The following is a 26242-nucleotide window of genomic DNA, read 5'->3' as shown; positions in this document are numbered from 1 at the left end:
TCCCCCGGGGCTGCTCTTCCCCGCCGGGCGGTTCACATCTCGAACCGGTACCCCATCCCCGGCTCGGTGATGAAGTGCTTCGGGTGCGACGGGTCCGACTCCAGCTTCCGCCGCAGCTGGGCCATGTACACCCGCAGGTAGTTGCTCTCGGTCCCGTACGACGGCCCCCACACCTCCTGGAGCAGCTGCTTCTGGCTGACCAGCCGACCGGTGTTGCGGACCAGCACCTCCAGCAGGTGCCACTCGGTCGGGGTGAGCCGTACGTCCTTGCCGCCCCGGTTGACCTTCTTGGCGGCGAGGTCGACGGTGAAGCCCTCGGTCTCCACGGTCGTCACGTCGTCCTCGCCCGGCCCGGCCGGCTCGGCCCGGCGGACGGCGGCCCGCAGCCGGGCCAGCAGCTCGTCCATGCCGAACGGCTTGGTCACGTAGTCGTCGGCGCCCGCGTCGAGCGCCTCGACCTTCTCGTCGGAGGAGTGGCGCGCGGACAGCACCAGGATCGGCACCCGGGTCCAGCCGCGCAGCCCCCTGATCACCTCGACGCCGTCCATGTCGGGCAGGCCCAGGTCAAGGACGATCACGTCGGGGTGGCGGGAGGCGGCGAGTTCGAGCGCGGTCCTGCCGTCGGGGGCCGCGTCGACCTCGTACTTGCGTGCCTTGAGGTTGATCACGAGGGCGCGCACGATCTGCGGCTCGTCGTCGACCACGAGCACCCTCGTGGAGGTCTGGGGGGACCCCCCAGCCGGGCTCACCATGTGGCCTGCCTTTCCGGTTCGGTACGGGACTCCCCGGCGGGGAGGGGCTCGGGACGCGCTCCTGCGGCGCGCAGGCTCAGCACCATGGTGAGCCCGCCGCCCGGCGTGTCCTCGGCGGTGAGGGTGCCGCCCATGGCCTCGGCGAAGCCCCGGGCGACCGCGAGGCCGAGCCCGACGCCGGCACCGCGCGGAGCGTCACCGTACCGCTGGAAAGGCTCGAAGATGCGGTCCTTGGCCTCGTCCGGGACGCCCGGGCCACGGTCCACCACGCGCACCTCCACGCGGTCGGCGATGGCGCTCGCGGCCACCAGGACGCGCCGCCCGTGCGGGCTGTACTTGACGGCGTTCTCCACCAGGTTGGCCACCGACCGCTCCAGCAGCCCGGGATCGACGGCGACCATGGGCAGCGTCTCGGGCACGTCGAGCTCCACGCTGTCCTCGGGTACGCCGCCCAGCGCCATCGGCACGACCTCGTCGACGTCGATCTCGCGGATCAGCGGGGTGACCGTGCCCGTCTGGAGGCGGGACATGTCCAGGAGGTTGCCCACGAGGTGGTCGAGCCGGTCGGCGCCCTCCTCGATGCCCTCCAGCAGCTCCGCCTGGTCCTCCTCGGACCAGGCGACGTCGTCGGAGCGCAGGGACGACACGGCGGCCTTGATGCCGGCCAGCGGGGTGCGCAGGTCGTGGCTGACGGCGGCCAGCAGGGCGGTGCGGATGCGGTTGCCCTCGGCGAGTGTGCGGGCCCGGTCGGCCTCCTCCTTCAGGCGCCTGCGGTCGAGCACGACGGCGGCCTGGGCGGCGAACGCGGCGAGCACCCGGCGGTCCGCCGCGGGCAGCACCCGGCCGGTGAGCGCGAGCGCCATGTGGTCGCCGACGGGCACGTCGACGTCGGCGTCCTCGGGGCGCTCCAGCGGCGGCCCGAAACCGGCGCGGCCCGCGCACGTCCACGGCGCCACGTCGCTCGCGCGCTCCAGCAGGGCCGCCGACTCCATGGCGAAGGTCTCGCGGACCCGCTCCAGCAGCTCCTCCAGGCCCGTCTCGCCCCGCAGCACGTTCCCGGCCAGGAAGGAGAGGATCTCGGACTCGGCGCGCAGCCGGGCGGCCTGGTGGGTGCGCCGGGCGGCGAGGTCGACCACCGAGGCGACCGCCATCCCCACCCCGAAGAAGATCGCGATGGCGACGATGTTCTTGGGGTCGGCGACGGTCAGCCGGTGCAGCGGCGGTGTGTAGAAGTAGTTCAGCAGCAGGGAGCCGAAGGCCGCCGAGGCCAGCGCGGGCAGCAGGCCGCCGAGCAGGGCCGCCGCGACGGTGACGGCCAGGAACAGCAGCATGTCGTTGGCGAGGCCGAGGTCGACGGTGTTCAGCAGCACCGCGAGGATCGCGGGACCGGCCAGACCGACCGCCCAGCCCCAGATGATCCGGGCCCGCCCGAGCCGGCCGCCCCGGGCCACGGGCAGTCCCCGGCCCTTGGCGACCTCTTCGTGGGTGACGATGTGCACGTCCAGGTCGGGGCCTGATTCCCGGGCGACCGTGGCGCCGACGCCGGGCCCGAAGACGTACTGCCAGGCCTTGCGGCGGGAGGAGCCGAGCACGATCTGGGTGGCGTTGACCCCGCGCGCGAAGTCGAGCAGGGCGGCCGGGACGTCGTCGCCGACCACGTGGTGGAACGTTCCGCCGAGGTCCTCGACCAGGGTGCGCTGGACGGCCAGCTCCTTCGGGGAGGCCGAGGTCAGCCCGTCGCTGCGGGCGATGTAGACGGCCATGACCTCGCCGCCGGCGCCCTTCTCGGCGAGCCGGGTGGCCCGGCGGATCAGGGTGCGCCCCTCGGGGCCGCCGGTCAGGCCCACCACGATCCGCTCCCGGGAGCCCCATATCGTCGACACCCGGTGCTCGCTGCGGTAGGCGTTGAGGTACGCGTCGACCCGGTCGGCCACCCACAGCAGCGCCAGCTCGCGCAGGGCGGTGAGGTTGCCGGGGCGGAAGTAGTTGGACAGGGCCGCGTCGACCTTGTCCGGCTGGTAGATGTTGCCGTGGGCCATGCGGCGACGCAGGGCCTGCGGGGACATGTCGACCAGCTCGATGTCGTCGGCCCGCCGTACGACCTCGTCCGGGACGGTCTCCCGCTGCCGCACCCCGGTGATCGACTCGACCACGTCGCCGAGCGACTCCAGGTGCTGGATGTTGACGGTGGAGACGACGTCGATGCCGGCGGCCAGCAGCTCCTCCACGTCCTGCCAGCGCTTGGCGTTGCGGGAGCCGGGAATGTTGGTGTGGGCCAGCTCGTCCACGAGGGCGACGGCGGGCGCCCGGCGCAGCACGGCCTCGACGTCCATCTCACCGAAGACGGCACCCCGGTACTCCAGCTGTCTGCGCGGCACCTGCTCCAGACCGTGCAGCATCACCTCGGTGCGCGGCCGGCCGTGGCTCTCCACCAGCGCGACCACGCAGTCGGTGCCCCGCTCGACCCGGCGGTGCGCCTCGGAGAGCATCGCGTAGGTCTTGCCCACGCCCGGTGCCGCACCGAGGTAGATCCGAAGCTTGCCGCGTGCCATGGCCCCATTGTCTTCCCGTGCGTGTCGCCTGCGCAGCGTCGACCCTACGGCCCGCGATCACGGCGAACGGGACGGGGAGCGGGGGCAGTGGGCAACTTTGACGCAACCCTGATGAGACCCCGCCGGGCGGCGCGGCTCAGTCCTCGGTGATCTCCCCGTCGCGCAGCTCCAGCACCCGGTCGGCCAGGTCCAGCAGGGTCGCGTCGTGCGTGGCGACCAGCGCCGTGACCCTCCCCCAGTGCCCCGAAGGGCCTGGGAGGTGCCCCGAGCCGTGGACGACGGCCCGCAGCAGCTCCATGACGGCGTGCCCGGTCTCGGCGTCGAGCTGGCCGGTGGGCTCGTCCGCGATGAGCAGGGCGGGCCGGTTGGCGAGGGCCCGTGCGATGGCGACCCGCTGCTGCTGGCCGCCGGACAGCTCGCCGGGCCGCTGGGCCGCGTGCCCGGCGAGCCCCACGAGGGAGAGCAGCAGCTCGACCCGCTCCTCACGCTCACGCGGGTCGGCACGACGCAGCCGCAGCGGTACGCCGACGTTCTCGGCGGCGCTCAGGATCGGGATGAGCCCGAAGGACTGGAACACGAACCCGACCCGGTCCCGGCGCAGCCGGAGCAGCTCGCTCTCGCCGAGCCGGGCGAGGTCCCGCCCCTCGACCTCCACCCGGCCCTGGTCGGGGGTGTCCAGCCCGCCGACGATGTTCAGCAGGGTGGTCTTGCCGGACCCCGACCGCCCTTTCAGGGCCACGAGTTCGCCCCGGGGCACCTCGAAGGACACCCCGCGCAACGCGTGCACGGCGGCGGCCCCCACCCCGTACGACTTGTGCACGCCCTCGACCCGCACCATGGTCTCGGTGACCACACGCCCGCTCATACCGCCTCCCCCGGTCGACCGCGCATCAGTATCACCGGTCAGGATCGCGTCCCGTAAGGGGCGCGGGGAACCGCGCGAGCAACGACGACGGACCCGCACCCGGCACCGGCCAGGCGCCCCGACGGCGCGCCCCCGCAGGAGAACGGGCCGCACCCCCTGAGGGGCACGGCCCGTGTATCGCTGCCGAAGCCGTCAGCGGACTTCGGTGATCTCGGGTCCCCGCTGCAACTGCCCCATCCCGCCGGAGAACCGCGAGCCCTCCTCCTGCTGGACCCCCTCGGGGACCATCTGCGCGTCGTTCGGCAGCTTGAGGACGATCGGGTCGCGCGGGGCCATCGGACCCTCGCCACGGACCACGACGGTGTCCCGGAAGATCTGCTCCAGCAGCCCGGCGGCCTGCGGCTGCACCGCGCCCTGGCCGGAGATCACCCCGCGCAGGAACCATCGCGGGCCGTCCACGCCGACGAACCGGACGACCTGGAAGCCGCCGGTGCCGTCCGGAAGCTGCACCGGAACCTGCGCGCGCAGCTCCCAGCCCAGCGGGCCCTCGACCTCGTCGACGATGCCACCCTGCTGGGTGATGCCGGACGCGATCTCCTCGCGGACCTCGCCCCAGATGCCCTCGCGCTTGGGCGCGGCGAACGCCTGGAGCTGGATGGCGCTGTCGCGCAGCACGACGGTCGCGGCGACGATGGCGTCACCGGCGACCTCGACCCGCAGCTCCATGCCGTCGACGCCCGGTACGAACAGACCGCCGAGGTCCACGCGGCCCTCGGCCGGGTCGCGTACCTCGCTGCCGTCCCACGGACCGTCGGGCCGGGGCCCGGGCTCAAGCCGGACGCGCTCGCGCTCGGCCTCCTCCTCGTCCGCCTCGGTGTCGACGCTGTCGACGACCTGCTCGGCCTCGCCGGCCGCGTCCTCGGCGGCACCCTTCTTCTTGCGACGTCCGAACACGTCACTGTCCTTCCCGGTCGGATACGACCGCAGCGTATCGATTCCCACCCGTCGGACCGCCCTCGGCGGCCTGACCGCTTGTGCCGCTCTCGCCGCCCACCGCGGCATGGCCACCGGTGGACCCGAAGCCCCCCTCGGCGCGCGCCGAGCCGGGAAGTTCCGCGACCTCCTGGAAGCGGACCCTCTCGACCTGCTGGACGACCAGTTGGGCAATCCGGTCGAAGCGCTCGAACCGCACGCTCTCGCGCGGGTCGAGATTCACCACGATCACCTTGATCTCCCCACGGTACCCGGCATCAACCGTCCCCGGGGCATTCACGAGGGCGACACCGCAGCGGGCGGCGAGACCGGAACGCGGATGCACGAAGGCCGCGTACCCCTCCGGCAGGGCGATCGACACACCCGTGGGCAGAACGGCCCGTTCTCCGGGCGCCAGCTCGCACGCCTCGGTGGTACGCAGATCGGCTCCGGCGTCCCCGGGATGCTCGTACGCCGGAAGCGGTACGTCCGCGTCGACGCGCCGGATCAGGACGTTCAGCGGGTCTCGGCTCACGGGTTCACCTCGAAGGCGCGGCTGCGGCGGATCTGGTCCGGGTCGCTCATGGCGGCCTGGATCTCCGCGGGGCGGCCGTGGTCGATGAAGTGGTCCACCTTGACCTCGATGAAGAGGGCGTCGGCACGGACGGCAACCGGCCCGTCGGGGCCGCCGATGCGCCCGGTGGCGGTGGAGTAGATCTTCCACCCGGCGACGGCGGTGACCTCGGCCTCCAGGTACAGCGTGGTGCCGACGGGCACGGGCCGGACGAAGTCGGTCTCCAGCCGTCCGGTGACGGCGATGGTGCGCAGCAGCCAGTTCAGCGAGCCGAGGGTCTCGTCCAGGGCCGTGGCGAGCACTCCGCCGTGCGCGAGGCCCGGGGCGCCCTGGTGGGCGGGCTGCACGGTGAACTCGGCCGTCAGCGAGACGCCCTCGCCGGCGCGGGCCTCCAGGTGCAGTCCGTGCGGCTGCCCGGGGCCGCACCCGAAACAGTGTTCGTAATGGGCGCCGAGGAGTTCCCCGGGCGCGGGTGCGTCGGGGTGCCGTACCGGTTTCCCCGCGTCGGCGGGGGGCTGAAGAGCTGCGGAACTACCACTCACAGCCGCAGACCTTACCCGCCCGCCCGCCACCCGCCACCGCCCCGTTCGACAGCGCTCCGCGCCGACCGCCCAACCCGCTCGACAGCGCTCCGCGCCGACCGCCCCGGCTCCTGGCGTATGCGGTTCCCGTGCCAAGCTTGGCTTCATGCAGCTCTCCGCCACCCCGTACGAAGAACGCCTCACCGCCCCCCGCTCGTGGTGGCTGATCAGCTTCCTGGTGGGCGTCTCGTTCGCCCTGATCCTGCTGCCCTTCGGCACCCTGCCGCTGCTCGGCGGACTGGTCGGCGGTACGGCCGCGGCGGCTGTGGTGGCCAGCGCCTACGGTTCCCCGCGCATCCGGCTCGTGGGCGACTCCCTGATCGCGGGCGAGGCGAAGATCCCGGTGGCGGCGCTGGGCGAGGCGCGGATCCTGGACGCGGAGGAGGCCCGCGCCTGGCGGACGTACAAGGCCGACACCCGGGCGTTCCTGCTGCTGCGCGCCTACATCCCGACGGCGCTGCGCGTGGAGGTCACGGACCCGCAGGACCCGACGCCGTACCTGTACCTGTCGACGCGGGAGCCCGAGAAGCTGGCCGCGGCGATCGAGGCGGCGCGCAAGGCGCACGCCTAGAGTCCGTCGGGCAGTTCCCGCAGTCTCAGCGGTTCCGCCGGCTTCTCCAGCGGCGGCAGTTCCGGCAGTTCGTCCCAGGGCACCTGGATCTTGCGCAGGTCGGCCCGGATGCGGGTCGCGAGTCTCTTGGTGTCCCGGCGGTTCATGACCGCCCCGACCGTGGCCCCGACCATGAACGGCATCAGGTTGGGCAGGTCGCGCACCATCCGCTTCATGATCTGCTGGCGGAGCCGGCGCTTCATGTGGCCGCCCATGGCCGTGTCGTACGTCGACGGCTTCATCACGTCGATCCCGCGCTCCCCCGACCAGGAGGACAGATACGCGGCGGAGCGGGCCCTGAGGTTCCCGGGCGGGCGTACGCCGTAGACCTCGTGCAGTTCGGCGATGAGCTTCAGCTCGATCGCGGCGACCCCGGTGATCTCCGCGGCCAGTTCGGTCGGCATGGCCGGCGGCACCGGCAGCATGGCCGCGGCTCCGATCCCGGCTCCGACCGTGGAGGTGCCGGCCGCCGCACCCGCCACCAGCTTGTCGGCCAGTTCCTCGGGTCCGAGGCCGGGGAACTGCCCGCGCAGGGCCGCGAGGTCGCGTACGGGGATGCGCGGGGCGATCTCGATGATCCGGTCCGCGAGGTACGCCAGTCCCGCGCGAGCCCGGCTGCCGCCCATACGGGCGCCTTCCCGGGCCAGATCCCGGGCCTTCTCACGGATGACCGCCGCCCGGCGGCGGGCGACGGGTGCGGGGTGCTGCGCCGGCACGGGAGGGTTCTCCCGGTCGGCCGCCGGTTCGAGCGGGGCTCCCGTCACAGGAGAGCCCCGCTCGCCGTCACGCGCGCCGTGCGGGCCGCCGAACGGCCCTTGGTCCGCTTTCCGCAAGGGGAAGCGGCGCTTCCGGGGAGGGGTCGAGCCAGACACGGCCGACCCGTCCTCAGTCGCAGTCGCGGCAGATCGGCTGGCCGTTCTTCTCCCTGGCCAGCTGGCTGCGGTGGTGCACCAGGAAGCAGCTCATGCAGGTGAACTCGTCCTGCTGCTTCGGCAGTACCCGGACGGCCAGCTCCTCGTTCGAGAGGTCGGCGCCGGGCAGTTCGAGGCCCTCGGCGGCCTCGAACTCGTCGACGTCCACCGACGAGGTGGACTTGTCGTTCCGCCGGGCCTTCAGCTCTTCAAGGCTGTCCGAGTCGACGTCGTCGTCGGTCTTGCGTGGAGTGTCGTAATCGGTTGCCATATCGCTCTCCCCCTCTGGGTGTCTGCGGTGTCTCCAGCGCACGTAACGCGTGAGAGGCCGGACTTGTGCCCGACCTGAGGCGGAGATTTTGCCTCACATCAAGGTCTGTTACTCAATCGACACCCAACCCGATCCCTCAAGAGTGATCGGCTTGGATGGCGGTGAGGACCGTACACGGTTCGAATGCCGCACCTCAAAGGCGCCTCACCGTGTACTTCCCGTGATCAAGAGCCCTGAAAACCCGGACTTTCCCGGCTTTCCACCTTCTGTCATGATCACCGTGCGTACATGGCCGGAAATCCGCCCATGTGATCGATCACACAGGAAGAACCACGTACGGCGGTCGAAAAATTCCGCGCAAAGCGAACATCCTCCGCGTGTGTCGGTCCCTGATCACAGCGGCAGGGTGACGCGCATCACCAGACCGCCGCCTTCCCGGGGCTGGGCCAGAATGTGACCGCCGTGCGCGCGGGCCACGGACCGGACAATGGACAGACCGAGCCCCACCCCCTTGTCACTGCCCGTCCGCTCGGTACGCAACCGCCGGAAGGGCTCGAAGAGGTTGTCGATCTCGTACGCCGGAACGACCGGCCCGGTGTTCGTGACGGTCAGCACCGCCTGCCCGTGCTGGATCTCGGTGTCCACCTCGACCCAGCCGTCCTCCGGCACGTTGTACCGCACGGCGTTCTGGACGAGGTTCAGCGCGATCCGCTCCAGCAGCACGCCGTTGCCCTGCACCACGGCGGGCTTGCGCTCGCCGCGGATCTTCACGCCCTTGTCCTCGGCCTCGGCGTGCACCTGGTCGACGGCCTGCGTGGCGACCTCGGCCAGGTCGACCGGCTTGCGCTCGACGATCTGGTTGTCACTGCGGGCGAGCAGCAGCAGCCCCTCGACCAGCTGTTCGCTGCGCTCGTTGGTGGCGAGCAGGGTCTTGCCGAGCTGCTGGAGTTCCATCGGCGCGTTCGGGTCCGACAGGTGCACTTCGAGGAGCGTGCGGTTGATCGCGAGCGGGGTGCGCAGCTCGTGCGAGGCGTTGCCCACGAAGCGCTGCTGGGCGGTGAAGGCCCGCTCCAGCCGCTCCAGCATGTCGTCGAAGGTGTCGGCCAGCTCCTTCAGCTCGTCGTCCGGGCCGTCCAGCTCGATCCGGCGCGAGAGGTCCGAGCCGGCGACCTGGCGGGCGGTACGGGTGATCCGGCCGAGCGGGGAGAGCACACGGCCGGCCATCGCGTAGCCGAACGCGAAGGCGATCACGGCGAGGCCCAGCAGCGCCAGCAGGGAGCGGCTGAGCAGGTTGTCCAGGGCCGCCTGGCGCTGCTGGTCCACGCAGTGGGCGATGGCCTCGTTGAAGTCCGACAGCGGCACCGGGCCGGAGTTGATCGCGGTGACCGCGGGGCAGTTGTCGCTGGCGACCTTGATCGCCGAACCGCTGACGATCTTGAACAGCGGCTGGTTGCCGGTGCTGATCGCCTGTGCGGCCAGCAGATAGATGATCGACAGCAGCAGGATGCCGGCGATCAGGAACATGCCGCCGTAGAGCAGCGTCAGCCGTATGCGGATGGTCGGGCGCAGCCACGGGAAGGGCGGCTGCGGCCTCCTGGGGTCCCAGGTGGGCTTCGGGGGTGCCTGGGGCGGCGCGGGTGTCGTGGCCACGGGGATCAGATCCGGTAGCCGGAGCCGGGGACGGTGACGATGACGGGCGGCTCGCCCAGCTTGCGGCGCAGGGTCATCACCGTCACGCGCACCACGTTGGTGAACGGGTCGGTGTTCTCGTCCCAGGCCTTCTCCAGCAGCTGCTCCGCCGAGACGACCGCGCCCTCGCTGCGCATCAGCACCTCCAGCACCGCGAACTCCTTGGGCGCGAGCTGGACCTCCTTGCCGTCGCGGAAGACCTCACGACGGTTGGGGTCGAGCTTGATGCCGGCGCGCTCCAGGACCGGCGGCAGCGGCACGCTGGTCCGCCGGCCGAGGGCGCGCACGCGCGCGATCAGCTCGCTGAACGCGAACGGCTTGGGCAGGTAGTCGTCGGCGCCGATCTCCAGGCCCTCGACGCGGTCGCTGACGTCGCCGGAAGCGGTGAGCATGAGCACGCGCGTGGGCATGCCCAGCTCGACGATCCTGCGGCAGACGTCGTCGCCGTGGACGAGCGGGAGGTCGCGGTCGAGGACGACCACGTCGTAGTCGTTGACGCCGATGCGCTCCAGGGCGGCCGCACCGTCGTACACGACGTCGACGGCCATGGCCTCCCGGCGCAGTCCGGTGGCCACCGCATCGGCGAGCAGCTGCTCGTCCTCGACGACGAGTACGCGCACGTCGCTTGTCCTTCCTGTGTCCACCCGCGAGGACGCGCCGTGGGCGCGTGCGGGCAGGGGTGTCCGTGGATGTGACCCCCATCCTGCCCTTTTCGGCCATAAGTCGGCTGTAAGGCGGTGTCCGGGCCGCAGGAACGGGGGTCCGGGGCGGGAATACGAGAATTTCTGCTCCGGTTGAGGTTTCCCTGGAGGGGAGCGGGGGGAGGACGGCTTTACACCCCGCGATCACGCTCTGCATGTGCCGCAGCACCATGCGGTACTTCGGCCTCCGCTTCGCAGAGCGGGCGTGGGTGTCCGGCACCGTCGCCGCCCGGCCGGGCAGCGCTGGGCACCTGCGAGAGACGTGATCGCCCCTTTCCTACGGCACACCCCCGTGCCACCGACCCACGACCCAGGACGAGGGGGCGCAGCATGGACGCTTTCACCGCAGGACTTCTCCAGCGCATAGAGGCGACCGAGTCCGACCTGTCGCGGGCTCGCGACGAAGGCGACGACTTCCTCGTCGAGGTGGAGCAGGCAGAGCTCGACGACCTGCGACGCCTCGCCGCCGAACACGGTGTGGAGGTCGGCGCGACGTCACGCGTCTGATCGGCCCGGCAGCACAAGGAGGGACCCCGGCGAATCCAGCGCCGGGGTCCCTTCGCGTGCCCGCTTCCCGAGGTCAGTCGTGCCAGGCCCCGAAGTCCTCCAGCAGCCGCTGGAGGGGCTCGAAGACGCCCGGCGACCCGGCCACGGTCAGATCCCGCGACGGCCGCTCCCCGGGCCGTCCACCGGTCAGCGCACCGGCCTCCCGGGCGATCAGGTCCCCCGCCGCGAAGTCCCACGCGTGGAGCCCCCGCTCGTAGTACCCGTCGAGCCGGCCGCAGGCCACGTCGCACAGGTCCACCGCCGCCGAACCGCCGCGCCGGATGTCCCGCAGCACGGGGATCAGCCGGGCGGCGATCTCGGCCTGGCGGGCGCGGACCTCGGTGACGTAGTTGAAGCCGGTGGAGACCAGGGCCTGCTCCAGCGGGGGCGCGGGGCGGCAGGCGAGCGCCCGCTCGCCCTGCCACGCGCCCGTGGCCCAGGCGCCGCCGCCGCGCACCGCGTGGTACGTCTCGCCGCGCATCGGAGCCGCGACGACCCCGACGACGGTCTCGCCGTCCCGCTCGGCGGCGATGGACACCGCCCAGGTCGGCAGGCCGTACAGGTAGTTGACCGTGCCGTCCAGCGGGTCGATGACCCAGCGGATGCCGCTCGTGCCCTCGACGGAGGCTCCCTCCTCGCCGAGGAAGCCGTCGTCGGGGCGCTGCCCGGAGATCAGATCGGTGATCAGCTTCTCCGCCGCGATGTCCATCTCGGTGACGACGTCGATGGGGCTGGACTTGGTCTTCGCCACGGCAAGGTCGGCGGGGCGGCCGTCGCGCAGCAGTTCGCCGGCGCGACGGGCGGCCTCCTGGGCCAGTTCGAGCAGGTCCCGGTGCAGGGCGTCGGTCACGGGTCTCCTCACGCGTAGGGGCTGTCGGCGCCCGCGGCGGCGGGGCGCGGGGCGCGGGCCGGGCAGCAGCCGACCGGGCAGACGTGGTGGCTGGGGCCGAGCGCGCCCAGGGCACAGGGGGTGACCTCCTGGCCGCGCTCCACGGCGGCCCGCTCCAGGATCAGCTCGCGGACGGCCGCGGCGAACCGCGGGTCGGCGCCCACGGTGGCCGAGCGGCGCACCGGCAGGCCCAGTTCCCCGGCCTTGGCCGTCGCCTCGGTGTCGAGGTCGTAGAGGACCTCCATGTGGTCGGAGACGAAGCCGATGGGGGCCATGACGACGGCCGGGACGCCGGCGGCGTGCCGCTCCTGGAGGTGGTCGCAGATGTCCGGCTCCAGCCAGGGGATGTGCGGGGCGCCGGAGCGGGACTGGTAGACCAGCCGCCAGGGGTGGTCGACGCCGGTTCGCTCGCGGACGGCGTCGGCGATCAACTGGGCCACGTCCAGGTGCTGCTCGACGTAGGCGCCGCCCTCGCCGTGGGCCTCGACGGGACCGGAGGTGTCGGCGGCGGAGGTCGGGATGGAGTGGGTGGTGAAGGCGATGTGGGCGCCCGCGCGGACGTCCTCGGGGAGGTCGGCGAGGGAGCGCAGTACGCCGTCGGTCATCGGTTCGACGAAGCCGGGGTGGTTGAAGTAGTGCCGCAGCTTGTCGATCCTCGGCGGCTCCAGGCCCTCGGCCTCCAGGGCGGCCAGCGCGTCGGCGAGGTTCTCCCGGTACTGGCGGCAGCCCGAGTAGGAGGCGTAGGCGCTGGTGGCCAGGACCAGGATCCGGCGACGGCCGTCGGCGACCATCTCGCGCAGGGTGTCCGTCAGGTACGGCGCCCAGTTGCGGTTCCCCCAGTAGACCGGCAGGTCCAGGCCGTGGCCGGCGAAGTCCTCGCGCAGGGCGTCCAGCAGGGCGCGGTTCTGGGCGTTGATGGGGCTGACCCCGCCGAACAGGAAGTAGTGCTGCCCGACCTCCTTGAGGCGTTCCTTGGGGATGCCGCGCCCGCGCGTGACGTTCTCCAGGAACGGGACCACGTCGTCCGGGCCTTCGGGGCCACCGAAGGAGAGCAGGAGCAGGGCGTCGTACGGGGTGGGATCGAGCGCGTCTGGCATGGGTCGATCCTGCCACCCGGCACTGACAGCGGGGAAACAGCGGGGTGAAGAGTCGGATTCCAGTCGGTTCAGGGCGGTTTATCCAATTGTCATATCGGGTGCTTTAGGGTCCCCTAACTCGTAAGCTGTATCAGCCGCATTCGCGCCTTACCGAGCCGCTTCGGAGACCACGTGCCCAGCCCCTACAGAGCCCTGTTCGCCGAGCCCGGCACCAAGGCCTTCTCCGCCGCCGGATTCCTCGGGCGGATGCCGCTGTCGATGATGGGCATCGGCGTCGTCACGATGGTCTCCCAGCTCACCGGGCGCTACGGCCTCGCGGGCGCCCTGTCGGCCGCCATCGCGCTGTCCGCCGCCGCGATCGGTCCGCAGATCTCCCGGCTGGTGGACCGGCACGGGCAGCGCCGGGTGCTGCGCCCCGCGACCCTGGTGGCCCTGCTCGCGGCGGCCGGGCTGCTGCTCGCCGCACACTTCCGGTGGCCGGACTGGGTGCTGTTCGTCTGCGCGGCCGGGATCGGCTCGGTGCCGAGTCTGGGCGCGATGATCCGGGCCCGCTGGGCCGCGCTGTACCGGGGCACCCCGAAGCTGCACACCGCCTACTCGTTCGAGTCGGTCGTGGACGAGGTGTGCTTCATCTTCGGCCCGATCATCTCCATCGGCCTGTCCACGGCCTGGTTCCCGGAGGCGGGCCCGCTGCTCGCCGCCTGCTTCCTGGCGGCCGGCGTCTGCTGGCTGACCGCCCAGCGCGCCACCGAGCCGGAACCGCATCCGCGCGAGCGGCGGGGCGGCGGCAGCGCCCTGCGCGCGCCGGGGCTCAAGGTGCTGGTGGCGACCTTCGTGGCGACCGGCGCGATCTTCGGAGCCGTGGACGTGGTCACCGTCGCCTTCGCCGACGAGCGCGGCCACAAGAGCGCCGCGAGCCTGGTCCTGGCGCTGTACGCGGCCGGCTCGTGCGCCGCGGGCGTGGTCTTCGGACTGCTGCGCCTCAGCGGTGCGCCGGAACGTCGCTGGTTGCTGGGCGTGGCGGCGATGGCCGTGAGTATGATCCCCCTCCTACTGGTCGGAAACTTGCCGCTTCTGGCCGTGGCGCTGTTCGTGGCGGGGCTGTCCATCGCGCCGACGATGATCACGACGATGTCCCTGATCGAAGAGCACGTACCGCGCGCGCAGCTCACCGAGGGCATGACCTGGGTGAGCACCGGCCTCGCCGTCGGCATCGCGGCCGGCTCCTCCGTGGCCGGCTGGGTGATCGACGCGGCTGGAGCACGGGCCGGGTACGGGGTTCCGGCCGTGTCCGGGGCCGTCGCGGTCGCGGTCGGTTTCCTCGGGTACCGCCGGCTGCGCAGGCCGGCCACGGGTCGGGGAGGCACCGTTGAGCAGCACAGCGAACGGGAAGAACGGCACCTGGCGTAACTGGGGCGGCAATGTCTCCGCCCGGCCCGTCCGGCAGGTCACGCCGGCCTCGGTGGAGGAGCTGGCCGGCGCGGTGCGCCGGGCCCGGGAGGACGGCCTGAAGGTGAAGGCGGTCGGCACCGGGCACTCCTTCACCTCGATCGCCGCCACCGACGGTGTGTTGATCCGCCCTCAACTGTTGACCGGTATACGCACCATCGACCGGGCTTCCATGACGGTCACGGTGGAGGCGGGCACCCCGCTCAAGAGACTCAACGCCGCTCTCGCGCGCGAGGGCCTCTCGCTCACCAACATGGGCGACATCATGGAGCAGACCGTCTCCGGGGCCACCAGCACGGGCACGCACGGCACCGGCCGAACGTCGGGTTCCATCGCCGCCCAGATCAAGGCACTGGAACTGGTCACGGCCGACGGCTCGGTGCTCACCTGTTCCGAGAAGGAGAACCCGGAGGTCTTCGCGGCGGCCCGCATCGGCCTCGGCGCCCTGGGCGTCGTCACCGCGATCACCTTCGCCGTGGAGCCGCTCTTCCTGCTCACCGCGCGCGAGGAACCCATGCCCTTCGAGCGGGTCCTCGCCGAGTTCGACCAGCTGTGGGCCGAGAACGAGCACTTCGAGTTCTACTGGTTCCCGCACACCGGCAACACCAACACCAAGCGGAACAACCGCAGCGCCGGCCCCGGGCAGCCGGTGGGCCGGTTCGCGGGCTGGTACGAGGACGAGTTCCTCTCCAACGGCGTCTTCCAGGTGGCCCAGTGGGTCGGCCGCGCGGTCCCGGCGACCGTTCCGGCGATCGCGCGGATCTCCAGCCGGGCCCTGTCCGCGCGGACGTACACGGACATCCCCCACCAGGTCTACACCTCACCGCGCCGGGTGCGCTTCGTGGAGATGGAGTACGCCGTCCCGCGCGCGGCCCTGGTGCGGACGCTGCGCGAGCTGAAGTCCCTGGTCGACCGCTCCGGGCTGCGCGTCAGCTTCCCGGTCGAGGTGCGCACCGCCCCGGCCGACGACATCACCCTGTCCACCGCCTCCGGCCGGGACAGCGCCTACATCGCCGTGCACATGTTCCGGGGCACGCCGTACCAGGCGTACTTCACGGCCGCCGAGCGGATCTTCACCGCGCACGAGGGACGTCCGCACTGGGGCAAGGTGCACACACGCAACGCGGAGTACTTCTCCCGGGTGTACCCGCGCTTCGGCGAGTTCACGGCGCTGCGGGATCGTCTGGACCCGGACCGGCTGTTCCAGAACGACTATCTGCGGAGGGTTCTGGGGGCGTAGGCGTCGTGGCGGACGCGCTGGGGGCACTGGGCGTGGGGGCCGGAGTGGCCGGGTCGCCGCTCGGTTCCCCGCTCCGCTCGGGGTCCGGCTGCCCGGTCGGCCGGCCGCTCGGTGAGGTGCCGGGCGCCGCGGGCGCGCCGTGGCTCGCACCGTCGCCGGTGGACGGCGTGCGCTCCGGGGACGTGGTACGGGAAGGGGCGGGTGTCCCGTCGGACGTGGCGCCGGAGGAGCCCCGGCCGGTGACGGCGTCGCTGACCGTCGTACCCGTACCGCCGCTGAAGCTGCTGCCGGAGACCAGCTCGTACGCCGTGATGCCGGCCAGCGTGACCCCGAAGACCAGGGCGGCGGCGACCAGCGGGCGGCGCCGGCTCCCGGCCCGCGCGCGGTAGACGGTGCCCTCGGTGAAGCCGTCCGGCGCCGGGGACGCCTGCCGCCCACGCGCCCGCGCTTCCCGCTCCTCCAGCGGCCGGGCCGCCACCGCGGTCTTCTCCCGGAGCTGCTCCCCGGTCCGCTTGAAGAAGTGCTGGAAGACCGAGCCGCCGCAGGTGGCGACGACACTGACGACACCGGCGCCGAGGATCGTGCCGTACACGCCGAAGTACGAGGCCAGTTTGGCCGCCACCACCGCCGCGAGAGCGCTGCCCGCGACCTGGGGGACGTTCAGGTCGATCCGCTTGCGACCCGTATCGGGCGTCTCACGCATACCCGGAACTTGCCTGCCTTTCCCGCACCTCATGGAGCACTTGCCGCAGTCGGCGACATTGGTCGACCGACTGCACGAGAAAGGGACGTACGGACGAAACCATTAGTTCCGTTTCTGGCGATTGCGTGAAGTTCGCCACGTTCATGATCCACAAAACCGGTTGCGGACGGCCAAGTCGCACCCGTCGCCAGAAGTTGGGCGGCGCGCCAATCCACGCACGTGGTCCAAATGGAGTACTGTTGCGAGCCCTGGGTCCGGTCTCCCGTCAGGGTGCCCGCGGCCTTGCAGGATCGCCGGGAGGGGGCTAGTTGCACAGGGTGACGCAGTTGGTCACTTAGCGTTGCGAACAGGTAACCGTGCCATAACGGCGGTCCCGGGCCCGTGCCCGACACGCCGGGCAACTCGGCAAGGTTGTGGCAGGCTGCACCCGGGCAGGCCACACTCGACTAGCGGAAGCAGCGACGCACGTGACGTCGGCAGGCACCACCCGGGAGGTCCCCATGCCCGAACTGCGTGTCGTGGCCGTCTCGAATGACGGCACACGGCTGGTGCTGAAGGCTGCCGACTCTACGGAGTACACGCTTCCGATCGACGAACGGCTCCGCGCCGCCGTCCGCGGCGACCGGCCCCGCCTCGGCCAGATCGAGATCGAGGTCGAGAGCCACCTGCGCCCGCGCGACATCCAGGCGCGGATACGAGCCGGTGCCACGGCGGAAGAGGTCGCGCAGCTCGCCGGCATCCCCGTCGACCGGGTACGGCGCTTCGAGGGTCCGGTGCTGGCCGAGCGCGCCTTCATGGCCGAGCGGGCCCGCAAGACCCCGGTCCGCCGCCCCGGCGAGAACTCCGGCCCGCTGCTCGGCGAGGCCGTGCAGGAGCGGCTGCTGCTGCGCGGCGCCGAGAAGGACACCGTGCAGTGGGACTCCTGGCGCCGCGACGACGGCACCTGGGAGGTACTCCTCGTCTACCGGGTCGCGGGCGAACCGCACTCGGCGAGCTGGACGTACGACCCGCCGCGGCGGCTTGTCCAGGCCGTCGACAACGAGGCACGCTCGCTGATCGGCGAGTCCGACGACCTCGCCGTACCGGAGCCGAGCTTCCCGTTCGTCCCGAGGATCGCCCGGCTGCCGCGCGAGCGCACCATGGACCGCGCTCTCGACCGGAGCGACCGGGAGCGGCCCAGCCTGCCCGCGCCGTCGTCGGAGCCGGCCGAGGAGAGCACGGGCGAACGCGACTCGCTGACCAGCCTGCTGGAGGCCGTGCCGAGCTTCCGGGGCGACCTGGTGGTCCCGGAACGCCCGTCGGAACCCTCGGAGGACACCGAGGAGGAGCCCGCCGCCGAGGAGCCGCCGGCACCCGCCGCGTCCGCCGGCTCCGCCTACGCGGACGTCCTCATGCCGCGCTCCGTGGGCAGCCACCGCGACCGGCTCGTCGGCGCGACCGACCGCCAGGCCGAGGCCGACGGCGTCCGCCCCGGCCGCCGCGCCGCCGTACCGAGCTGGGACGAGATCGTGTTCGGCACGCGCCGCAAGAAGCAGGAGTAGGACGGTCCTACCGACCGGATGAGGGGGCACGCGCGCGTGCCCCCTCATCCGGCTGCCCGGTTACTGCGGATCCGCCCCCACCGCCACCGGCCGGGACGGGTCCGCGGACCACTCGGACCAGGAACCGACGTACAGGGCCGCCGGAATGCCCGCCACCGCCAGCGCGAGGGCCTCGTGGGCGGCGGAGACGCCCGAACCGCAGTACACGCCCACCTCGGCGTCCCCGGACACCCCCAGGGCCTTGAAGCGGTCCCTCAGCTCCGCCGCGGGCAGGAAGCGGCCGTCCGGGCCCACGTTCTCCGTCGTCGGTGCCGACACCGCGCCCGGGATGTGCCCGCCGACCCGGTCGATCGGCTCCACCTCGCCGCGGTACCGCTCCCCCGCACGCGCGTCCAGCAGCACACCCGTGCGGGCGAGGGCCGCGGCGCCGTCCGCGTCCAGCAGCCCCGCCGCGCCCGGCGCCGGCTCGAAGTCGCCCTCGGCCGGGACCGGCGTCCCGGTGGACAGCTCGCCCTCCCAGGACGGCAACCCGCCGTCGAGCACCCGCACGTCCGGGTGACCCGTCCAGCGCAGCAGCCACCACGCGCGCGCCGCGGCCCAGCCCTGCCCGCCGTCGTACACGATGACCGGCCGGCCCGCCGACACGCCGGCGCGGCGCATCGCGGCACCGAACTCCGTCAGGTCGGGCAGCGGATGCCGGCCGTGCGCGCCGGGCGCGGCGGCCAGCTCCCGGTCCAGGTCGACGAAGACCGCGCCGGGGATGTGACCGGCCGCGTACTCGGCCCGTCCGTCGAAGGCGGGCGCGCCCGCCGCCTTCGCCGTGCTCAGCTGCCAGCGCACGTCCAGCAGCACCGGGGGGTTGCCGCCGGTCAGCTCGTGCGCGAGTTCGGATGCGGTGATGATGGCTCTCATGGCGTCCATCCATACGCCAGGGGTGGCCGCGGCGTCCAGGTCCCGCTACTCTGCTCGGCCGGACACGCTCGATCACCCGCTGTACGTGATCGAGCACGTGCTGTACAGCCGACGGACACCCGCCGGCCACCGTCAGGAAGCGACGAAAGACGGCAGATCGGGCATCCTCCCGGACGTACGGCCGAGCGGCGCGGTACGGCCCCAGGGCACCGCGGAGGATGCGGGCACCGGCACGGGCGTACGCGCCACCAGCGCGGACACCCTTCCGGGGAGCGGAAGCGACACGGCCACCACGAGGGGCCGGGGAGAGAGTGATCGATGACCGAGGCACGGGAGCCGGCCGGTCCGCACGCGCGGCGCGTGCCCGGCACGCCCTGCTGGGTGAGCCTGATGGTGCACGCGCTGGACGCCACCGAGGAGTTCTACGGTGAGCTGTTCGGCTGGGAGTTCCTGCCGGGCCCGCAGCAGCTCGGGCCCTATGTGCGGGCGCTGCTGGACGGGCGGGAGGTCGCCGGCATGGGCCAGTTGCCGGCGGACCGCCGGCTGCCGGTCGCCTGGACGCCGTACTTCGCCTCGGAGGACGTGGACCGGACCGCGGACACCGTGCGGTTGTGCGGCGGCACGCTGGCCGTCGGCCCGCTGGACGCGGCCGAGGCCGGGCGGATGGCAATCGCCTCCGACCCCTCCGGGGCGGTGTTCGGGATCTGGCAGGGCTCCGCGCATCTCGGCACGTCGATCACCGGCGTGCCCGGCACGCCCGTCTGGAACGAACTGGTCACCTACGAGACGGAGAGCGTCGCCAAGTTCTACAGGAGCGTGTTCGGCTACGAGGAGGAGCCGGTGGTCTCCGCCGACTTCGACTATCTGACCCTGTGCCTCGACGGCCGTCCGGTGGCCGGGCTGCACGGCGTGGGCCACGGCCTGCCCCGGGACCGGGGGCCGTACTGGCGGACGTACTTCGAGGTCGCCGACCTCGCCGAAACGCTACGGCAGGTCACCGGCCTCGGCGGCCGGATCCTCAAGCCGGCCCACGACAGCCCGCACGGGCGGCTGGCGACGGTGGCGGACCCGGAGGGCGCCGAGCTCTCGGTGGTCCAGGGTCCGCGCTGAGCCCTCAGGGGGTGCCGGAGGACAGGATGGGCAGCACGTCCGGGGACAGGGCCGCCGCGCGGGCCGTCGCCGCTGTCATCCGGCGCCGGTGGTGGCGCCGGCACAGCACCTCGTAGCCGACCTGGCCCGCGGACTGGTTGACGTCGCCGACGACCACCTGGGCGCCCTCGACCACCATCTCGCCGTCGATCGTGCGGGCGTTGTGCGTGGCGCGGGCGCCGCACCAGCACAGCGCCTCCACCTGGAGCACCTCGATCCGGTCGGCCAGCTCCACCAGCCGCTGGGAGCCGGGGAACAGCTTGGAGCGGAAGTCGGTGGTGATGCCGAAGGCGAACACGTCCAGGCCGAGATCGTCCACCACGCGCGCGAGCTGGTCGATCTGCTCGGGGGCGAGGAACTGCGCCTCGTCCGCGATCACGTAGTCGGCCCGGCCGCCCCGCGAGAGGTGGTCCACGAGGAAGGCGTACACGTCCTGGCCGTCCTCGACCTCCACCGCGTCGGTGACCAGGCCCAGCCGGGAGGACAGCTTGCCCTCGCCGGCGCGGTCGTCCCGCGTGAAGATCATGCCGGTCAGGCCGCGCGCGGAGCGGTTGTGCTCGATCTGGAGAGCCAGCGTCGACTTCCCGCAGTCCATCGTTCCGGAGAAGAACACCAGCTCGGGCATGAGGAGTTGAGCACCTTTCGGCGAGTCGCTGAAGAGGGGGGACGGTTCAGGAGCGTACTTCGAGCAGCGGGACGAGCTGCTCGGCAGGGGTCATCGAGCCGTGGTTGCCGACCAGCGCCGACTCCTTGGGCTCCCGCTCGGAGGCGATGATCAGGACGTCGTCGTGCGCGGCGGCGACCACGTCCCCGATCCGCGGGTACACGCGCTCGTCGCACTCGCCGGGCCGCCCGAACCAGCCGGCCGCGATCGCCTCGTCCCGCGAGGCCACCCAGAACTGCTCCCCGAGCACCTCGCGCCACACCGTCAGCACGTCGTTCTCGGCACCCGGCACCGCGTACACGTGCCGGGCCCGGCCCTCGCCGCCCAGCAGGGCGACACCGGCGCGCAGTTCCCAGTCCTCGTCGAAGTCGATGCGGTGCCGCTCGTCGAACGGGATGTCGACCATGCCGTGGTCGGCGGTGACGTAGAGGGCGCTGCGCGGCGGCAGTTGCTCCGCGAGGCGCTGGACGAGCCGGTCGACGTACATCAGCTGGCCGCGCCAGGTGTCGGAGGCGATGCCGTAACGGTGCCCGGAGCCGTCCAGTTCGGCGTAGTACGTGTACACCAGAGCGCGGTCCGCGGCGGCCAGTTGCCCGGCCGCCAGGTCCATGCGCTCCTCACCGGTGAGCCGTCCGTGGAAGCTGCCGCCGCTGAGCGCCACCTTGGTGAGCGGGGTGTGCTCGAAGGCGGGCGAGGACACCTGCGCGGCGTGCACCCCGGCCTGGTGGGCGAGCTGGAAGACGGTGGGGTACGGCTGCCAGGTGCGCGGTTCGGTGTACGGCTGCCAGCGGAGCTGGTTCATCAGCGCGCCGGTGTCCGGGTTGCGCACGCTGTAGCCGGGCAGGCCGTGGGCGCCGGGCGGCAGGCCGGTGCCGACGGAGGCGAGGGAGGTCGCGGTGGTCGCCGGGTAGCCGGCGGTGAGCGGGCGGCCGGTGCCGCCGCGTGAGCTGCCGAGCAGGGAGGTCAGGAACGGCGCCTCGTCCGGGTGGGCCTTCAGCTGCTCCCAGCCGAGGCCGTCGATCAGGAAGACGCAGACCCGGTCGGCGGGGGTCAGTTCCCCGATCGTGGCGGTCAGGCCGGGCACGCCCATGCCGGCGGCCAGGGTGGGCAGCAGGTCGGCGAGGGAGCCGCTGCCGTACTCGGGCAGCGGCGCGGTGTCCAGGGCGAGGGGTTCCGGGTGGTCCCAGGCGGAGAGCTGGGACATCAGCGCGTGACGTCCGCGGTCGCCTCCGAGATGGCCTGCGCGAAGGCGAGCGCCTGGCGCAACGTCTCCGGGCCGTCCCCGGCCTCGCTGACGCGCAGGCTGAGGTCGTCCGCCGTGGAGCTACCGGTGTAGCCGTGGTCGGCGTCGCAGTTGGGGTCGCCGCAGGCGGCGGGCTCCAGGTCGATGCGGCTGACCGCGCCCCAGCCGATGGTCAGCACGACCTCGCGGGGCAGCGTGCCCGGCGTGTACTGCTCGGGGTTCGCGACCACCCGGCTGACCACGACCGAGGAGATCCGGTCGAGCTTCACGGACTCGGTGGAGGTGGTGGCGTACGGCGTGGGGGACGTGCTGTCGGCGGCCTGCTCGTCGGTGTGGCTGACGATGAAGCGGTTGCCGGTCAGGACCAGCACGGTGACGTGCCGGCGCACCTCGTTCTGGTCGAACGTGGTCTCCTGGTGGACCAGGTACGACCGGATGGGCTCGCCGCCCACGGCGGCCTCCACCGCCTCGGCCACGAGGGCCGGGTAGTAGCCGCTGCGCTCGATCGCCGCGCGCAGCCCCTGGGTCGTCGTACTGGTCTTGGCCATGGCGTCCATCCTAATCCGTGGGCAAGGGGGGTCCGGGCCAGTCGCGCGGACCGGCGGCGGTCTGTGCGTCCGCGCGCGGGGGCCTCGGCACGAACCCCGGCCGGATCTCCGGCCCTTCGGCGGCGATCAGGCAGGAGACGGCCGCCCGTCCCCCGGCGTCCGCCTCGAACGCGACGACGAGGGGCGCGTCGTCCGCCGGGCCGCGCGCGAGACGTGCGGTCTCCTCGGGCGTGGGCGGACGGAAGACGGGGTCCTGGAAGCTCGGCGGGCAGGAGACGAAGCGCGGGTCGGTGAAGATCACTTCCAGGCCGTGGTGACGGGTGAGGTCGTACCCGGCGGCCAGGCGCAGCCGTCCCGCGTCGCAGGCGATGACCTCCCCGTCCCACCAGCTGCCCTCGGGCGGCTTCCGTCCGGTGATCTCCATGTGGCCCCCCGGTCCCGTTCAGTAGGCCGGCAGGGTGCGCGGGCCGAGGTCGTCACGGGCGGGCGGCGGCGCGAGCCGTACGGTGGCGCCGAGCACGCTGGCTCCGTGGGGGGCGACGACGACCGGCTCCAGGGTGACCGCGACCACCTCCGGGTGGTCGTCGACCAGCCGCGACACCCGCAGCAGCAGTTCCTCCAGGGCCGGGGTGTCCACCGGGGTGGAGCCGCGCCAGCCGAACAGCAGCGGTGCCGTCCGGATCGACCGCACCAGCGAGGTCGCCTCCCGGTCGGTGACGGGGACCAGCCGGTGGGCCATGTCCCCGAGCAGCTGTGAGGCGGCCCCGGCCAGGCCGAAGGACAGCACGGCCCCGGCCGCCGGGTCGATCACCGCGCGTACGACCGTGTCGACGCCGCGCGGCGCCATGCCCTGCACCACCGGCCGCAGTTCCTCCGGCTGCCCGAACAGCTCGGTCAATTCGGCGTACGCCCGCAGCAGTTGCTCCTCGTCCGCGAGGTCGAGGCGGACGCCGCCCAGGTCGGCGCGGTGCCTGAGGTGCGGGGCGGTGGCCTTGAGGGCGACCGGGTAGCCGAGCGCGCGGGCGGCCTCGACGGCGGCGCCCGGGGTGAGGGCGGGCAGGGCGCGGCGCACGGGTATGCCGTACTTGGCGAGCAGCCGACAGGTCTCCGCGTCGGAGATGGTGAGCCCTTGCCCGCGCGCGAGCAGCTCGACGATCAGCCGGGCGGCCCCCTTCTCGTCGATGTCGTCGTACTCCGGCACCTTCCCGGGATCGGCCGCCTCCCGCCGCCACTGCGCGTACTTCACGGCTTCCGCGAGGGCGCGGACGGCGCGTTCGGCGGCGGGGTAGGCGGGGATCAGGTGGGTGCCCTCGGGCGGGGTGGTCAGCGGGGCGGGGGCCGCCGCCCCCTCGGTGCCGGGCGTCCTGTCGACGGCTCCCGGTGCGGTGCTCGCCGCCGCCGACAACGCTTCCGCCAGTCCACCGAGCTCCACGTGCACCACGAGCACCGGCTTGCCCGGCACCGCCGCCGCGGCCGACCGCAGCGCCTCCGCCAGCTCCGGGTCCCCCGGCGAGCTCTCCCCGATCGCGGGGATCGCCGTGACGACGACGGCGTCGTTCGTGCCGTCGGCCAGGGCGGCGGCGAGCGCACGGTGGAAGTCCTCCGCCGTCGCCCCGGTCGTCAGGTCGACCGGCCGCGCGGGCCGCAGTCCCTCGGCGAGGCACCGGTCGTACGTCAGCACGCCCAGCGACTCCGAGTTGCCGAGGATGGCCACGCGCGGTCCGGCGGGCAGCGGCTGCCGCGCGAGCAGCAGGCCCGCGTCGACCAGCTCGGTGATCGTGTCGACCCGGATCACACCGGCCTGCCGCAGGAGTGCGGAGACGGTCTCGTACGGCAGCCGGGTGGCCCGTACCGCGTGCCCCTGCGGTGCCGTGCCGGTCCCCTGCACCACCACGAGCGGCTTCGCCGCCGCCGTCCGCCGGGCGAGGCGGGTGAACTTGCGGGGGTTGCCGATGGACTCCAGGTACATGAGGACGACGTCGGTCTCGGGGTCGTCGTACCAGTACTGGAGGACGTCGTTGCCGGAGACGTCGGCGCGGTTGCCGGCGGACACGAAGGTGGAGACGCCGGTGACGCCGGTGACGCCGCCGCCGCGCCGGTGCAGCCGGGAGAGCAGGGCGATGCCGATGGCGCCGGACTGGGCGAACAGCCCGATGCGGCCGGGGCGGGGCATCTGCGGGGCGAGCGAGGCGTTCAGCCGGACGTCCGGGGCGGTGTTGATGATCCCGAAGGCGTTCGGGCCGATGATCCGCATGCCGTACGCGCGCGCGGCCCGGACGAGGGCCCGCTGCCGCTCGCGCCCCTCGGGCCCGCTCTCGGCGTATCCGGCGGAGAGCACGACCAGCCCCTGGACGCCGTGCTCCCCGCACTCGGCGACCACGGCGGGCACGTGCGCGGCCGGTACGGCGACGACGGCCAGGTCGACATGCCCGTCGATGTCCCGCACCGAGCGGTGCGCGGGCACCCCGTCGACCTCCTTGAGGTCGTCCGGGAAGACCGTGTTCACGGCGTACAGGGCGCCGGGGTAGCCGGCGTCGCGGAGGTTGCCGAGGACGCCGCGGCCCACCCCGCCGGGGGCCCGGCCGACGCCGACGACCGCGACGGAGCCGGGGGCGAGGAGCCGGCGTACCGAACGGGCCTCGGCGCGCTGCTCCCGCGCGCGCTGCACGGCGAGTGAGCGGTCGGTGGGTTCGAGGTCGAACTCCAGGCGGACGACGCCGTCCTCGAAGCTGCGCTTCTGGGTGTAGCCCGCGTCCGTGAACACCTTGATCATCTTGGTGTTGGCGGGCAGCACCTCGGCGGCGAAGCGGCGGATGCCCCGCTCGCGCGCGACGGCCGCGATGTGCTCCAGCAGAGCGGAGGCGACCCCGCGGCCCTGGTGGGCGTCCTGCACCAGGAAGGCGACCTCGGCCTCGTCGGCGGGCGCGGACGCGGGCATGCCGTCGGTGCCGATGCGGTCATAGCGTACGGTGGCGATGAACTCGCCGCCGATGGTGGCCGCGAGTCCCACCCGGTCCACAAAGTCGTGGTGCGTGAAGCGGTGGACGTCCTTGGCGGAGAGCCGTGGGTACGGCGCGAAGAAGCGGTAGTACTTCGACTCGTCCGAGACCTGCTCGTAGAAACTGACCAGGCGGTCGGCGTCATCAACGGTGATGGGCCTGATGCGCGCGGTGCCACCGTCGCGCAGCACCACGTCCGCCTCCCAGTGGGCGGGGTACTGGTGCCGGTCCTGCCGGCCCGCCGAGGTCTGCATGGGCCCCAGAGTACGGCTCGCGTCCGACAACGTCGCGAGGCAGTCTGTGGAGGACGAGAAGCCGGACCGAGGCCGCGGTCCGGTGCCGCACCGGAGGGGACGAAGGTCCGCTCCGGACAGGCTTCACGATATGGGAAACTGGTCTAGACAACCTGAACACCGAAGGGCAGCAACACATGGCTGAGCGCCGCGTCAACGTCGGCTGGGCCGAGGGCCTCCACGCCCGCCCCGCTTCCATCTTCGTCCGAGCCGCCACGGCCGCAGGCGTCCCGGTGACGATCGCCAAGGCCGGGGGCAACCCCGTCAACGCGGCCTCCATGCTGGCCGTCCTGGGCCTGGGTGCCCAGGGTGGCGAGGAGATCGTCCTCGCCTCCGACGCCGAGGGCGCCGACGCCGCCCTGGACCGTCTGGCCAAGCTGGTCTCCGAGGGCCTGGAAGAGCTGCCCGAGACCGTCTGAGCGACCACCGCGCAGAGCGCCGGAGCCGCGTTCGCCTTTCGGGGCGGCGCGGCTCCGCCGTATGCGGACGCA

The 26242-nt window shown here is 72.7% G+C and carries 26 protein-coding genes; 7 read left to right on the top strand and 19 right to left on the bottom strand.

Going from position 1 to position 26242, the window contains the following annotated elements; genetic code table 11:
- Positions 1-32 precede the first annotated feature (32 nt).
- From IE294_RS00670 to IE294_RS00645, 6 genes are all read right to left on the bottom strand, one after another.
- Positions 33-752 (bottom strand): response regulator, encoded by a 720-nt coding sequence (locus IE294_RS00670; protein ID WP_189881232.1) that lies wholly within the window; start codon positions 750-752, stop codon positions 33-35.
- On the bottom strand, positions 746-3304 hold the full coding sequence (locus tag IE294_RS00665; protein ID WP_189881231.1) for an ATP-binding protein: 2559 nt from the start codon (positions 3302-3304) through the stop codon (positions 746-748). Before IE294_RS00665 ends, IE294_RS00670 begins: the two co-directional genes overlap by 7 nt.
- A gap of 136 nt (positions 3305-3440) precedes the next feature.
- Positions 3441-4169, bottom strand: a complete 729-nt coding sequence (locus IE294_RS00660) for an ABC transporter ATP-binding protein (protein WP_189881230.1) — start codon at positions 4167-4169, stop codon at positions 3441-3443.
- Positions 4170-4361: 192 nt separating this feature from the next.
- Positions 4362-5123 (bottom strand): DUF3710 domain-containing protein, encoded by a 762-nt coding sequence (locus IE294_RS00655; protein WP_189814049.1) that lies wholly within the window; start codon positions 5121-5123, stop codon positions 4362-4364.
- Position 5124: 1 nt separating this feature from the next.
- Positions 5125-5676 (bottom strand): dUTP diphosphatase, encoded by a 552-nt coding sequence (gene dut, locus IE294_RS00650; RefSeq protein WP_189881229.1) that lies wholly within the window; start codon positions 5674-5676, stop codon positions 5125-5127.
- Entirely contained in the window at positions 5673-6257 is a 585-nt protein-coding gene (locus IE294_RS00645) for a PaaI family thioesterase (RefSeq protein WP_189881228.1), read from the bottom strand. The genes dut and IE294_RS00645 overlap by 4 nt, the downstream gene beginning before the upstream one ends.
- A gap of 145 nt (positions 6258-6402) precedes the next feature.
- Between IE294_RS00645 and IE294_RS00640 the strand changes: the two genes are divergently transcribed.
- Entirely contained in the window at positions 6403-6867 is a 465-nt protein-coding gene (locus IE294_RS00640; RefSeq protein WP_058082212.1) for a DUF3093 domain-containing protein, read from the top strand.
- On the opposite strand, the gene IE294_RS00635 is transcribed toward IE294_RS00640, so the two are convergent.
- The 4 genes from IE294_RS00635 to IE294_RS00620 form a co-directional block, all read right to left on the bottom strand.
- Positions 6864-7778, bottom strand: a complete 915-nt coding sequence (locus IE294_RS00635) for a hypothetical protein (RefSeq protein ID WP_189881227.1) — start codon at positions 7776-7778, stop codon at positions 6864-6866. The two genes, IE294_RS00640 and IE294_RS00635, sit on opposite strands and share 4 nt — an antisense overlap.
- Positions 7779-7791: 13 nt before the next feature.
- A complete protein-coding gene (locus tag IE294_RS00630) occupies positions 7792-8088 on the bottom strand; it encodes a DUF4193 domain-containing protein (RefSeq protein ID WP_003997302.1) in 297 nt (98 codons plus the stop codon).
- A gap of 393 nt (positions 8089-8481) precedes the next feature.
- The gene (locus IE294_RS00625; protein ID WP_189814053.1) at positions 8482-9738 is read right to left on the bottom strand and encodes a sensor histidine kinase; all 1257 of its coding nucleotides are present in this window, start codon (positions 9736-9738) and stop codon (positions 8482-8484) included.
- 5 nt (positions 9739-9743) lie between these two features.
- Positions 9744-10397, bottom strand: coding sequence for a response regulator transcription factor (locus IE294_RS00620; RefSeq protein ID WP_007387794.1), 654 nt, complete (start codon positions 10395-10397; stop codon positions 9744-9746).
- A 411-nt stretch (positions 10398-10808) separates the two neighbouring features.
- Here IE294_RS00620 and IE294_RS00615 point away from each other — a divergent pair, with 411 nt between their 5' ends.
- Positions 10809-10985: a hypothetical protein gene (locus IE294_RS00615; protein ID WP_189881226.1), complete on the top strand. Its 177-nt coding sequence runs from the start codon at positions 10809-10811 to the stop codon at positions 10983-10985.
- 73 nt (positions 10986-11058) lie between these two features.
- On the opposite strand, the gene IE294_RS00610 is transcribed toward IE294_RS00615, so the two are convergent.
- Positions 11059-11874 (bottom strand): inositol monophosphatase family protein, encoded by an 816-nt coding sequence (locus tag IE294_RS00610; protein ID WP_189881225.1) that lies wholly within the window; start codon positions 11872-11874, stop codon positions 11059-11061.
- Between the two features lie 8 nt (positions 11875-11882).
- The gene (locus IE294_RS00605; RefSeq protein ID WP_189881224.1) at positions 11883-13010 is read right to left on the bottom strand and encodes a ferrochelatase; all 1128 of its coding nucleotides are present in this window, start codon (positions 13008-13010) and stop codon (positions 11883-11885) included.
- A gap of 171 nt (positions 13011-13181) precedes the next feature.
- Between IE294_RS00605 and IE294_RS00600 the strand changes: the two genes are divergently transcribed.
- Together IE294_RS00600 and IE294_RS00595 are read left to right on the top strand one after the other, a co-directional pair.
- Complete coding sequence (locus IE294_RS00600) at positions 13182-14420, top strand: MFS transporter (RefSeq protein WP_189881223.1); 1239 nt, start codon at positions 13182-13184, stop codon at positions 14418-14420.
- The gene (locus IE294_RS00595; RefSeq protein WP_189881222.1) at positions 14380-15699 is read left to right on the top strand and encodes a D-arabinono-1,4-lactone oxidase; all 1320 of its coding nucleotides are present in this window, start codon (positions 14380-14382) and stop codon (positions 15697-15699) included. The genes IE294_RS00600 and IE294_RS00595 overlap by 41 nt, the downstream gene beginning before the upstream one ends.
- Here IE294_RS00595 and IE294_RS00590 read toward each other — a convergent pair.
- Entirely contained in the window at positions 15623-16402 is a 780-nt protein-coding gene (locus IE294_RS00590; protein ID WP_189881221.1) for a hypothetical protein, read from the bottom strand. The genes IE294_RS00595 and IE294_RS00590 overlap by 77 nt on opposite strands.
- Positions 16403-16902: 500 nt before the next feature.
- Between IE294_RS00590 and sepH the strand changes: the two genes are divergently transcribed.
- A complete protein-coding gene (gene sepH / locus IE294_RS00585) occupies positions 16903-17943 on the top strand; it encodes a septation protein SepH (protein ID WP_189881220.1) in 1041 nt (346 codons plus the stop codon).
- Positions 17944-18003: 60 nt separating this feature from the next.
- On the opposite strand, the gene IE294_RS00580 is transcribed toward sepH, so the two are convergent.
- Positions 18004-18855, bottom strand: a complete 852-nt coding sequence (locus IE294_RS00580; protein WP_189881219.1) for a sulfurtransferase — start codon at positions 18853-18855, stop codon at positions 18004-18006.
- A gap of 318 nt (positions 18856-19173) precedes the next feature.
- Here IE294_RS00580 and IE294_RS00575 point away from each other — a divergent pair, with 318 nt between their 5' ends.
- Entirely contained in the window at positions 19174-19965 is a 792-nt protein-coding gene (locus tag IE294_RS00575) for a VOC family protein (protein ID WP_189881218.1), read from the top strand.
- A 4-nt stretch (positions 19966-19969) separates the two neighbouring features.
- On the opposite strand, the gene IE294_RS00570 is transcribed toward IE294_RS00575, so the two are convergent.
- The 5 genes from IE294_RS00570 to IE294_RS00550 are packed head-to-tail and all read right to left on the bottom strand — an operon-like array spanning position 19970 to position 25712.
- A complete protein-coding gene (locus IE294_RS00570) occupies positions 19970-20629 on the bottom strand; it encodes a thymidine kinase (protein ID WP_189881217.1) in 660 nt (219 codons plus the stop codon).
- Between the two features lie 46 nt (positions 20630-20675).
- Positions 20676-21872, bottom strand: coding sequence for an alkaline phosphatase family protein (locus tag IE294_RS00565; protein WP_189881216.1), 1197 nt, complete (start codon positions 21870-21872; stop codon positions 20676-20678).
- Complete coding sequence (locus IE294_RS00560; RefSeq protein WP_189881215.1) at positions 21872-22468, bottom strand: DUF5998 family protein; 597 nt, start codon at positions 22466-22468, stop codon at positions 21872-21874. The genes IE294_RS00565 and IE294_RS00560 overlap by 1 nt, the downstream gene beginning before the upstream one ends.
- Position 22469: 1 nt before the next feature.
- Positions 22470-22883 carry a hypothetical protein gene (locus IE294_RS00555; protein ID WP_189881214.1) on the bottom strand — a complete coding sequence of 138 codons (414 nt, stop codon included), beginning with the start codon at positions 22881-22883 and terminating at the stop codon, positions 22470-22472.
- Between the two features lie 18 nt (positions 22884-22901).
- Positions 22902-25712: a bifunctional acetate--CoA ligase family protein/GNAT family N-acetyltransferase gene (locus IE294_RS00550; RefSeq protein ID WP_189881213.1), complete on the bottom strand. Its 2811-nt coding sequence runs from the start codon at positions 25710-25712 to the stop codon at positions 22902-22904.
- Between the two features lie 176 nt (positions 25713-25888).
- On the opposite strand from IE294_RS00550, the gene IE294_RS00545 reads away from it, so the two are divergent.
- A complete protein-coding gene (locus IE294_RS00545) occupies positions 25889-26170 on the top strand; it encodes an HPr family phosphocarrier protein (RefSeq protein WP_014675499.1) in 282 nt (93 codons plus the stop codon).
- Positions 26171-26242 lie beyond the last annotated feature (72 nt).

The organism is Streptomyces canarius (assembly GCF_014650735.1).
GTDB classification, from domain to species: domain Bacteria; phylum Actinomycetota; class Actinomycetes; order Streptomycetales; family Streptomycetaceae; genus Streptomyces; species Streptomyces olivaceoviridis.
This window is presented reverse-complemented; position numbering and strand designations above follow the sequence as displayed.